Below are 10,696 nucleotides of genomic sequence, written 5' to 3'. Positions count from 1 at the left end.
GCCTACATCCGCTGGTACAACGAACGTCGCATCAAGGTCTCACTTGGCGGACGTAGCCCCGTGGAGTATCGTCAGGCGCTGGGGTTGATCTCCGTTTAAACCGTCCAAGAAAACGTCCGCACCCCCCAACGTGGCTGGAAAATTGACCTTTGTAGCTCGTGCCTTTTAGCGTCGAGTAATAGAGGTTGAAGCCGTCGATGTAGACCGTCGTTCTTCTCATTGTGGAAGGCCTAAAAGCAAGGGCCTCCGAAGAGGCCCCGCAGCCCATGTCTAAGACATGGGGGTTATCGGGTGGTAGCTTAACAAGTTGCTTGCCATTGCGCAAGGTTCAATTTTGCAATGCAGCAAAAGATAGCCATTGTGGGAAACCTCATTGCATGCGCCCGCAGCTGCAACAGGGAAGGTCTCCACGCGGATCATTCCCCAAACACCCCGTCCAGGGTTTCGGCGTCGAGGATGTTCAGCGCCCAGGTCTCGAGTTGCGCGGCGGCCGCCGAGCGGATGCGTGCGGTTGCGGTATCGGGGATTGTTCCGAGCCGGAATGCCCATATGGGAATGACCTTGCCGGTCCAAATTAGGTAAAATAGATCAAATAGTCCAAAGACTTTTTGGAGAACGGGATGACTACGCTGTTTGAAGCTATTTCTCAATTACCCACCGCGTCCGCGTCGACCATCAAGCGCGAAGGCTGGAGAGGCGTGATGCGTTCCTTGAGCGGTGAAGGCCGCTTGGTCGTCACCAACCATAACGAACCCGAGGCTGTCATTCTGTCCACCGAGGAATATGAGCGGCTCGTCAAAGCCGCGCGCTCGGCGGCCAATGCGGCCAATGACCCCTTGCAAGCGCTCAGGGACCGATTCGATGCCCGACTCGCGGCGCTCGAGGCACCGGATGCGGGGAACCGGCTGCGGGATCTGATGAGTCAGCCGGGATCGTTGGGGGGGCATGTCAAGGCCGGGGATACCTATTAATGCAGGGCAGGCCCGTTCTATATGTATTAGCGGGGGTCAATGGCGCTGGCAAGAGTTCCATCGGCGGGTATTTGCTGACCCAGGCCGGCCTGGCATGGTACAACCCCGACGATTTTGCCAGGGCATTGGTGACGAACTATGGGGTGTCCCAAGAAAAAGCCAACATAGAAGCCTGGCAAGAGGGTGTGCGCCGCTTGCGCCAAGCCATGGCCGCGCGCCGGTCGTTTGCGTTTGAAACAACGTTGGGCGGGCACAGCATCACTCAGTATTTGCTGCAGGCCTGCAAAACGCACGATGTCATGGTCTGGTATTGCGGGCTGCGCGACCCGCAGCTGCACCTTGATCGCATCAAGCTGCGTGTTCGAAACGGCGGGCATGACATTCCGGAAGCGAAGGTGCGGCAGCGCTGGGTTTCCTCGCTGAGAAATCTGATTGTCTTGATGCCGTCCTTGGCCTATTTGCGCGTATACGATAACAGCACACAATTTGCGAAAGGGCAGGCAATTGGCGAACCGAAGCTGCTCTTGGAGATGCGCGCAGCCCAACGCATTCATCCTGCAATGCTGATAGAGGCTGTCGATGCACCAGAATGGGTCAAACCGGCGCTTGAAGCGGCGTTTGAACTGGACCCCCCTTAGTGTCGTCGATGTCGCCCAGGACATATCCTTAGCCGGCCAGGCGGCGCGTCAGCAGACAGGCGGGCGAAGGCGTCAATCCCCGAACACCTCGTCCAGGGTCTCGGCATCGACGAAATTCAGCGCCCAGATCTCGAGCTGCGCGGCGGTCGCCGAGCGGATGCGTGCGGTTGTCGTGTCGGGGATTGTTCCGAACCGGCGGGCCAATTGTCGCAGCAGCAACTCAGCCTGGCCTTCGACGCGTCCCTCGATGCGCCCTTCGACGCGTCCCTCGGCACGCCCGCGCCTCAAGCCAACCCGCTCAGGTGTCGTGATGTATGTCATTGCATGCTCCTGTTCCAGGGCCTCCAATGCCCGCATATAGTCCGGTTCCAGCGCCTCGGGCAGTGCGATCATCCAGTCGACCAGCCTGACCAGGGCATCGATGTCGCCCCTGGCATATCCGTAGCCGGCCAGGCGGCGCATCAGGTCGACCTTGGGGTCCAGTCGCGCGGCCTTGCGGCGGAACCGCAGGGCGGTCAGCTGGGCCATCACGACCACGGCAAAGGGGTTCGCCGGCGCTAGCGCCTCGAGTTCGTCCCAGCGCCTGAGCCATTGTGCCATGTGCACCACTGGAAAGGTGAACCGCACCCCCTGGCCGAGAAACTCATCGCAATGGACCAGGTGCGAGGCGCCGCCGCGGCTGGCGGTGAGGATGCCCAGGCTGTAGATGGCGCGACTACCGGATTCGCCGTTGTGGACGGTGTGATTGAAGGATCCGCCGTAGCGGTCCTCAAGCCGGTACCGATACCGATACATGCGCCGGGCAAAGAGGATTCTGGCCCTTGGGCCGATGGGACCGCCCTGAACCTCGACATGGATCAGCAGCCTCGCCGACCCACCATCGAGGCGGCGCACGCGCGCGAGCTTGTCAGTGTAAAGACGGCCGGGTGCTTTGCCTGAGCTGCCGTCCAGTCCGCCGGACGAGTCAGTCGATCCCCGTGGAAGCCCCCGCCGAGGCCCCGCAATAGCCTGCAGTTCCTTATCCAAAAACTGCGGCGGATGCGCCCAATCGATGATTGCATGCAGGTCTGGTGCGAGCAGGGCCAGGCACTGAGGCAAAAAGACCTCCAGCGCCTCCTTCCAGGGGCTGTCGTGATCATCGGCCGGGGCGTCGGCATCGTGGCCCATGCGGGCACCCTCGCATGAATGGGGAAAGCACCCATCATGGTCGATCCGACTGCGCCACGGGCGACGTGGTGAATGAAATTGTCTCTGTGGGAAATACGCCTAGCTGAGTATCAGCAGACGCGCCTGCGCGTATCAATCCCCAAACACCTCGTCCAGCGTTTCGGCATCGAGGATGTTCAGCGCCCAGGTCTCGAGTTGCGCAGCGCTCGCCGAGCGGATGCGTGCGGTTGTCGTGTCGGGGATTGTTCCGAACCGGCGGGCCAATTGTCGCAGCAGCAGATCCGCCTGGCCTTCGACACGTCCCTCGGCGCGCCCCCTCCTCAAACCAACCCGCTCAGGTGTCGTGATGTATGTCATTGCATGCTCCTGTTCCAGGGCCTCCAATGCCCGCATGTAGTCCGGCTCCAGCGCCTCGGGCAATGCGATCATCCAGTCGACCAGCCTGACCAGGGCGTCGATGTCGTCCCTGGCATATCCGTAGCCGGCCAGGCGGCGCATCAGGTCGACCTTGGGGTCCAGTCGCGCGGCCTTGCGGCGGAACCGCAGGGCGGTCAGCTGGGCCATCACGACCACGGCAAAGGGGTTCGCCGGCGCTAGCGCCTCGAGTTCGTCCCAGCGCCTGAGCCATTGTGCCATGTGCACCACGGGAAAGGTGAATCGCACACCCTGTCCGAGGAACTCGTTGCTGTGGATCAAGTGCGAGGGGCCGCCACGGCTGGCGGTGAGGATGCCGAGGCTGTAGATGGGCTGTGCCGGGCTGGAGCCATATCGGTCCTCAAGCCGGTACCGATACCGATACATGCGCCGTGCAAAGAGGATTCTGGCCTTTGGGCCGATGGGGCCGCCCTGGACCTCGACATGGATCAGCAGCCTTGCCGACCCGCCATCGCGGCGTCGCACGAGGATGAGCTTGTCAGTGTAAAGACGGCCGGGTGCTTTGCCTGAGCTGCCGTCCAGTCCGCCGGACGAGTCAGTCGATCCCCGTGGAAGCCCCCGCCGAGGCCCCGCAATAGCCTGCAGTTCCTTATCCAGGAACACCGGCGGGTGCGTCCAATCGATGATTGCATGCAGGTCCGATCCGATCCCTGTCCGGTGGCGGCCGCTGTGCACACATGAGAGCATAAAACCATCAGAAGCCCTCGGAATCCCATGGCAAAACCCCGCGTGCTGGGTTAGCATGTTCACCTTTGAACACATAACATCCTGAAACACCCCTGCGCATGCCGACCGCGACACGGCAGGGCGGTAGCGTGCCCAAGACGCCTCTATAACCCCTGAACAGCAAGCCTTTGTTTACCTGTAGGTAAAATTTAGTGTATCTTAAACACTTGGCAGACCTGTCCGGCGGACCGACTTCCTGTTGGAGGGCATATGCCATTTGCGATGAGGACGGCCAATGCGACTTGGACGAGGAAATCGCCCAGTTGCTTGCCGATGCGACTGCTGCCCGTGCCATGCGCAGCCTCTTGGCATTGCTGGAAAGCTGCCTTGCCGAACCTGAGGGACCGCAGCTCTATATAGGAACATTGGTGTGCCATGAAGCAGTCGCTGGCGCTCAAATCTATGAATTCATCAAAGGACCATTGAGGTTGTACTGGTTCTACGGGGCGGATAGGCGCGTCATCATCATTCCTGGAATTTATCGCAAGAAGCAACAGACCACGCCTAGAAAGATCGAACGGATGCTACGGAAGGCAAAGCAAGACTACCTGGCGGCACATGGTCAAGGCACCCTTAACTACTGATATGGTGGATCCGGACGTCAATGAATACCGGGTCATATGGAGGCTGCTATGGCAGAATTTTCGCAATCCATGAAGGAAGCAAAACAACACAATGATTACTGGGAATTCAAGGCTCGGCATCGGTTTGCGCTGCAACTGCTGAGGGTTCTGAAATCCCAAGAGATCAGTCAGTCAGAATTCGCCCAGCGTGCAGGGGTTTCGGCGGGCTACGTGTCACGCGTCCTGAGCGGGGGCGAGAACCTGTCCATCAGGACGCTTGTGAAGCTCTGCCGTGCGCTCGACTTGACGCTGGACATCCAGGCCAATCCACAAGCGCCTGTATTCCAGCGAAAGCATGTGGAGGATCAGGATTGGAGCTTGCTGGAACAGGCCTTGCGTAGGAAGCATGGCTCCCCACAGATTAACCTGATGAGGCCCGAATCGGCGGTTAATGAGCATGCCTATGTCATTGATTTTGACGCACAGGAATCCGCTGTGGAAGTAGCGTAATCATGCGCCTGAGCAATGTTCAAACCAAGTCGATCGTACTTGCCGGACTGGATATTCAACCGATTGCAGGCGAGGGGATTGATGCCTCGAATTTTGATTGGGACGATGTTTCGATAGGGATCCATACAAATCACCAGAAGCGCGATGGAAACACACATTTCCTGTACCTGCGTTTCATCGTTGAAAACGAAGAAGGCAAGACCGCACCCTATACCATGGACGTCCAAGCCATGGGCTTGTTCGAGTTCATAGGAACTGACACTCCGGAGAAAGTCACGGATCTAGTCGTCGTCAACGGATTGTCCATTCTCTACGGTGCCATTCGGGAAATGACCACTGTCGTCACCTCACGGATGCCACACGGGGCCATTTGCCTGCCGGGCGCGAATTTCCTGGATCATCGGCCATCGATCGACCAATCGGCGGGCGCATCCAAGGCATCTGTGCCGTCGAAAAAAGCTGGGCAGCGCCGCGCTACTGCGAAGAAGAGCAAATAGCCCCTGCCTTTTCATTGCGCTCCTTCGTGCCGACTTTCCTAAATGCTTTCATCTATGCCGGCCCCAACACGGCAGGGCGGTAGCGTGCCCAAGACACCTCTATGACCCCTGAACAGCAAGCCCGTTTTCGCGTGCTCAAGACCCTGGAGGAGCACCCCGACTACAGCCAGCGGGAGCTGGCCGCCGCCATCGGGCTGAGTCTGGGGCGCACGAACTACGTGCTGCGCGCCCTGATGGAAAAGGGGTTAGTGAAGATCGGGAAGTTCTTGCGGTCGGATCAGAAGCTGGTGAAGACCGCGTACCTATTGACGCCCGAGGGTGTGAAGGAGCGGATGCGCTTGACCCAGGGTTATATCGAGCGCAAGCAGACCGAATATGAATTGCTTAAGTCTGAACTAGAAGCCCTCCGTGCCGAAATACCAAATGCATCCCAGCAGCCACGTCGTTAAGTCCGAACACCTAACCAGAGCCTACTACTCAATAATATGAAGAACTTCGCCCTGATCGGCGCGGGCGGCTATATCGCACCGCGCCATATGAAAGCCATCAAGGACACCGGCAATCGCCTGGTGGCCGCCCTGGACCCGAACGATTCCGTAGGCATCATCGACAGCCATTTCCCGGATGCGGAGTTCTTCACCGAGTTCGAACGCTTCGACCGGCATATCGACAAGATGCGCCGGTCGGAAAAGTCGGACAACATCGACTATGTGTCGATCTGTTCACCAAACTACCTGCATGACTCGCACATGCGGTTCGCCTTGCGCTCGGACGCCGATGCGATCTGTGAGAAACCCCTGGTGCTGAACCCCTGGAACATCGACGGCCTGCTGGACATCGAGCGCGACACGGGCCGCAAGGTCAACACCATCCTGCAATTGCGCGTGCATCCGGCCATCGTCGCCCTGCGCGACAAGGTGCGGGCGCAGGCCAAGGACACCAAGCACGAAGTCGACCTGACCTACATCACCTCGCGCGGCCACTGGTACCTGCAATCCTGGAAGGGCAACCTGAAGAAATCCGGCGGCATCGCCACCAACATCGGCGTGCATTTCTTTGACATGCTGCACTATATCTTTGGCGGGCTGCAGGACAACATCGTGCACCACAGCGAGGACACCAAGGCCGCGGGCTACCTGGAATACGAGCATGCCCGGGTGCGCTGGTTCCTGTCGGTGGACTACCAGGACGTCCCCCAGGCGCAGCGCGACCAAGGTCAGCGCACGTACCGGTCGATCACCGTGGACGGCGAGGAAATCGAATTTTCCGGCGGCTTTACCGACCTGCACACGCGCAGCTACGAGGAAATCCTGGCGGGCCGCGGCTTTGGCCTGGAGGAAAACCGCGTGGCCATCGAAACCGTGTCCACGATCCGCAATGCGCCCATCGCACCGCTGACGGGCGACTACCATCCCTTTCTAAACCACTACTTAATTTAGTAAATATAAATAGCCCCGTCCAGTAAGTGGCAGAAATAAAGTCAAGTTTAAGAGGAAAAAATGATCATAGACGATGAGGTAAAAAGATACTTGTTGGGAACAGAAATATCTAACGGCAAAAGATTTAAAATCAATCGAACGGATTTGTTTTGTCGTAATGATATTTACAAGGAAATATCAAAGGGGAAAAGGGTACTTCACATGGGGTGTGCGGATCACATTGCGCTCATAGAAGAAAAGCGTAAAAAAGGCACTTATCTCCATGACTTAATTGTCGAGAGTGCGCATCTAGCTGTAGGTGCAGATATAAATCTTGTGGCTCTTCAGAAAATGAAAAATTTGGGTATAGAAAATCTATACCATATTAATGATATACCAAGCAATATAAAGTTTGATTTGGTGGTTGTTCCAGACGTAATTGAGCACATAAGTAATGTGGGTAAATTTCTGGTGGATCTTGATAAATATAATTGTCCTATAGCAATAAGCACCCCGAATGCTTATAGGTTCTCTAATAGATTGCAGCTGCTTTCTGAAACGGTAAATACAGATCATAAATACTGGTTTTCCCCTTATACCTTAGCAAAAACCATCTATGAAGCCGGCTATAAGGTTAATAAATTTTATTATACTGATACGTTAAATATTCGGCGGCCAATTTCAAGTGCAATCAAATGGTGGTTTCCTTTGGTTAGAGATGGATTATTGTTTATGATTGAAAAAAATAGTGAAAAAAGTGAAAAAACTGTATTACATAAAAAATGAAAAGATTATTATTGTTGACAAGTAATTTTCCGTATTATCCTGGAGAGCAATTTATAGAGCTGGAGGTAGCTTATCTGGCTAGACGGAAAGAGATTTCCATTTGTGTCGCTCCCTCTGGAAAAAGAGGTAATCCCAGAATTCTGCCTAAAAATGTGGATATGGAACTTGGGCTGACTTCTTCTTTTAGATTCGAGAAAGCTTTATATCTGCCATTGGCCCTATTATCAAAAATTTTCTGGATTGATATTGCAAATATAGCTCGAGAAAAAAAAATAGGCTGCGCAGTTATTATGGAAACATTAAAAATAACTGCACTTGTTTTGTTTCATAGAAAAAGACTAAAAAATGTAATAGAAAAAAATGGTGGTTTTGATATTGTCTACTGCTACTGGAATGATGTTCAATCCTATGCTTCAGTTTTATTAAAGCGAAAAGGATTAATAGATAGAGTCTACTCTCGGGCGCATGGGTATGATCTTTATGAGGGGAGGAGAAGAGGCTCTTACATGCCTTTAAAAAAACAATTTATCCTTGAATATGACCTTCTATTGCCAATTTCAGAGCATGGCAAAAATTATTTAATAAGAAGATATGGAGTGGATGAGAGGTCAATTTCACTTAGCAGATTAGGTGTCTCCACTTGTTCAAGTTACACCCCATGCTCAGGGAGAGGCAAGCTAAACATCTTGTCTATCTCCCTATGTCTACCTGTTAAGAGGATCGATAAAATTATAGAAAGCTTGGTATTGTCTACGGATCGATTGAAAGGGGTAGATATTTCATGGGTCCATATTGGTGGAGGAGATTTGCTCAGTTATATGATGCAATTGGCAGATCAGAGGCTTTCTGGGAAAAAAATAAATTACAGATTTTTAGGATCGATGAGTAACTTGGAAGTAAAAAAATACATTAAGGAGAATAAAGTTGATTTTCTTATAAATACTAGCGATTCAGAGGGAGTTCCTGTTTCAATTATGGAGGCTATGAGTTATGGTGTTCCTGCCATTGCGCCGAAGGTAGGCGGTGTGCCCGAGATTGTTTCTTATAAGACGGGATTTTTATTAAAAGAGAAACCAGAACCTATAGAGATATCCGACGCTATAGTCGTAATGTATGAGAAAAGCAAAGAGATAAAGTATAGATCTAATGCAAAGAAGAAAATAGACTCCGATTTCAATGCGACAAAAAATTACTCTTCACTAATTGACATCTTTTTGCATGAAGGGCGTATATGATCAACTCGGAAATTTCGTCAGGGTGCATGGGTCGTGCGCACAAAACGAACAGGCCTCATGCCTTGGTAAGTCGTGAAATATAATAAAACCTTGGGATTCGCGATAGGCCCAGTAATTAATGCTCTGTTAGGATTTGCCACCTTACCGCTAATTGCATTTATGTTTTTGCCAGGAGATATTGGTAAATTAAATGTATTTCAAGTAATGCTTACCTTTGGTGTTTTGTTTACGGTGCTCGGCCTAGATGTAGCTTATGTGAGAGAATATCACGAGGTCGAAAACAAAGCTTCACTGTTCAAGGCTTGTTTTCTACCCGGAATAGTTTTTCTGGCCGCGTTTACTTTTGCGGCTATTTTTTTTGGCGAGCAGTTGTCGAGTTACGCTTTTGGAGAAGAAAAGTCGTCAATTTTGATGATTACTGTCATCGCTACAGTCTTTTCTTTTGCATCGAGATTCTTATCATTAATATTGAGAATGAAGGGGGATGGGGTATTATTTTCATTAGCACAGATCACTCCAAAATTTGTTCAATTTGTTCTACTGGTTGTAGTTGCGTTGTTTGAGATCAATAAAGAATTTGAAATATTATTATTAATACAAGCCACCTCGTTATTTGCAGCATTTCTGGTCCTGGTTTGGTTAACTAGGCATGGATGGCGTCAATCTTTAACCGAGAAAATAAATAAATCCCAACTGGTTTCTCTACTGAGATTTGGATTTCCTCTGGTTTTTTCTGGATTATCTTATTGGGGATTGACTGCCGCTGGAGTGCTATTATTACGCTACAGATCTAGTTTTGATGAGCTGGGGATTTACTCAATAGTTTGCGGATTCGCCGGCGTTGCTTCAGTGCTTCAATCTGTATTTACGGTTATATGGAGCCCAATGGTTTTTAAATGGGCTAGTAAAAATACTGAAGTAAAACATATAGATTATATAATTAATCCAGTGATGGTCATTGTATGTCTCATATTCTGCCTCATTGGGTGCTTTTCCTGGCTGCTTGGCTATGTACTGCCCAGTCATTATTCTGATATTAGATATCTTTTGGTGGCAGCTATAGCGCCTCCATTGTATTATATTCTCTCTGAGGTTACTGGCATTGGAGTAGCGATTGCGCGACGAACAATATTTGTCTTCCTTGCTTCAGCCGTTTCTTTTGGCCTTAATGTATTGCTTGGGTTTTACCTGATTCCCGCATATGGTGCGGGAGGGGCTATAGTCGCAAATCTAATTTCTTATTTTGTTTTTTTTCTAATTAGAACCGAAACCTCCGCATTGGTTTGGCGAAATTTTAAGAGAGCAAAGATATATTTATTAGTTTCCATTGTTTCTTTAATTTCAATATACGGGGTAATTTACAAAAATAATTCTTTTGTCCCTATTGAGACTGTCTGGGTGATTGCTTTTGTAATATTTATATTTATGTTCAAGGGGGAAGTGTTAAATTTGAGAATCTTGCTTTCTGGCAGGATCGATATTTTACGACAGAGATCTTTTGATTTTGAAGAAAGCAAAAACTGATGGCGGATTCAATTTAGTTTACGAGACCCGTCGTCTACGGTTGAAGTGAAGAAATGGGTTGATGATGTCGGCGCGCTGTATGAGAATCTGAGGGCTAATTAGTCGACCCTGAATAATGCGCGAAGCCAATGGTGGCGCGGGTTTCAGGGTAATTTTGGTGGTTTGGATTTGCAGGATTTGAGATAATGTGGGCACGTTTTCCTGCAAATTTCTACGGTGTTTTTAT

The 10,696-nt window shown here is 51.6% G+C and carries 13 protein-coding genes; 11 read left to right on the top strand and 2 right to left on the bottom strand.

Features of this window, described 5'->3' with window-relative positions; genetic code table 11:
* The 3 genes from OOZ48_RS18325 to OOZ48_RS18315 all read left to right on the top strand — a co-directional run.
* The coding region (locus tag OOZ48_RS18325; protein ID WP_269500237.1) for an IS3 family transposase at nt 1–99 on the top strand (99 nt) is incomplete at its 5' end.
* Between the two features lie 521 nt (nt 100–620).
* On the top strand, nt 621–971 hold the full coding sequence (locus OOZ48_RS18320) for a type II toxin-antitoxin system prevent-host-death family antitoxin (RefSeq protein ID WP_269500260.1): 351 nt from the start codon (nt 621–623) through the stop codon (nt 969–971).
* The gene (locus OOZ48_RS18315) at nt 971–1,609 is read left to right on the top strand and encodes a zeta toxin family protein (protein ID WP_269500259.1); all 639 of its coding nucleotides are present in this window, start codon (nt 971–973) and stop codon (nt 1,607–1,609) included. Before OOZ48_RS18320 ends, OOZ48_RS18315 begins: the two co-directional genes overlap by 1 nt.
* A 72-nt stretch (nt 1,610–1,681) precedes the next feature.
* Here the strand turns inward: OOZ48_RS18315 and OOZ48_RS18310 are convergent, their stop codons facing one another.
* Both OOZ48_RS18310 and OOZ48_RS18305 read right to left on the bottom strand, forming a co-directional pair.
* Nucleotides 1,682–2,776 (bottom strand): DUF4351 domain-containing protein, encoded by a 1,095-nt coding sequence (locus OOZ48_RS18310; protein WP_269500258.1) that lies wholly within the window; start codon nt 2,774–2,776, stop codon nt 1,682–1,684.
* 132 nt (nt 2,777–2,908) lie between these two features.
* Nucleotides 2,909–3,676: a DUF4351 domain-containing protein gene (locus OOZ48_RS18305; protein ID WP_269500257.1), complete on the bottom strand. Its 768-nt coding sequence runs from the start codon at nt 3,674–3,676 to the stop codon at nt 2,909–2,911.
* Between the two features lie 503 nt (nt 3,677–4,179).
* Between OOZ48_RS18305 and OOZ48_RS18300 the strand changes: the two genes are divergently transcribed.
* The 8 genes from OOZ48_RS18300 (at nt 4,180) to OOZ48_RS18265 (ending at nt 10,470) form a co-directional block, all read left to right on the top strand.
* The gene (locus OOZ48_RS18300) at nt 4,180–4,521 is read left to right on the top strand and encodes a hypothetical protein (RefSeq protein ID WP_269500256.1); all 342 of its coding nucleotides are present in this window, start codon (nt 4,180–4,182) and stop codon (nt 4,519–4,521) included.
* A gap of 48 nt (nt 4,522–4,569) precedes the next feature.
* Nucleotides 4,570–5,010: a helix-turn-helix domain-containing protein gene (locus OOZ48_RS18295; RefSeq protein WP_269500255.1), complete on the top strand. Its 441-nt coding sequence runs from the start codon at nt 4,570–4,572 to the stop codon at nt 5,008–5,010.
* Nucleotides 5,011–5,012: 2 nt separating this feature from the next.
* Nucleotides 5,013–5,507: a hypothetical protein gene (locus OOZ48_RS18290; protein ID WP_269500254.1), complete on the top strand. Its 495-nt coding sequence runs from the start codon at nt 5,013–5,015 to the stop codon at nt 5,505–5,507.
* 101 nt (nt 5,508–5,608) lie between these two features.
* Entirely contained in the window at nt 5,609–5,956 is a 348-nt protein-coding gene (locus OOZ48_RS18285; RefSeq protein ID WP_269500253.1) for a MarR family EPS-associated transcriptional regulator, read from the top strand.
* Nucleotides 5,957–5,992: 36 nt separating this feature from the next.
* Nucleotides 5,993–6,946: a Gfo/Idh/MocA family oxidoreductase gene (locus tag OOZ48_RS18280; RefSeq protein WP_269500252.1), complete on the top strand. Its 954-nt coding sequence runs from the start codon at nt 5,993–5,995 to the stop codon at nt 6,944–6,946.
* Between the two features lie 60 nt (nt 6,947–7,006).
* Nucleotides 7,007–7,711 carry a hypothetical protein gene (locus OOZ48_RS18275; RefSeq protein ID WP_269500251.1) on the top strand — a complete coding sequence of 235 codons (705 nt, stop codon included), beginning with the start codon at nt 7,007–7,009 and terminating at the stop codon, nt 7,709–7,711.
* Nucleotides 7,708–8,946, top strand: coding sequence for a glycosyltransferase (locus tag OOZ48_RS18270; protein WP_269500250.1), 1,239 nt, complete (start codon nt 7,708–7,710; stop codon nt 8,944–8,946). The genes OOZ48_RS18275 and OOZ48_RS18270 overlap by 4 nt, the downstream gene beginning before the upstream one ends.
* A 72-nt stretch (nt 8,947–9,018) precedes the next feature.
* Nucleotides 9,019–10,470 (top strand): lipopolysaccharide biosynthesis protein, encoded by a 1,452-nt coding sequence (locus tag OOZ48_RS18265; RefSeq protein ID WP_269500249.1) that lies wholly within the window; start codon nt 9,019–9,021, stop codon nt 10,468–10,470.
* The last annotated feature ends 226 nt before the right edge of the window (nt 10,471–10,696 follow it).

Source organism: Castellaniella sp. S9, from assembly GCF_027257175.1.
Taxonomy (GTDB): Bacteria; Pseudomonadota; Gammaproteobacteria; order Burkholderiales; family Burkholderiaceae_B; genus Castellaniella.
The sequence above is the reverse complement of the archived record's forward strand: the minus strand, read 5'-3'. Positions and strand labels throughout refer to the sequence as shown.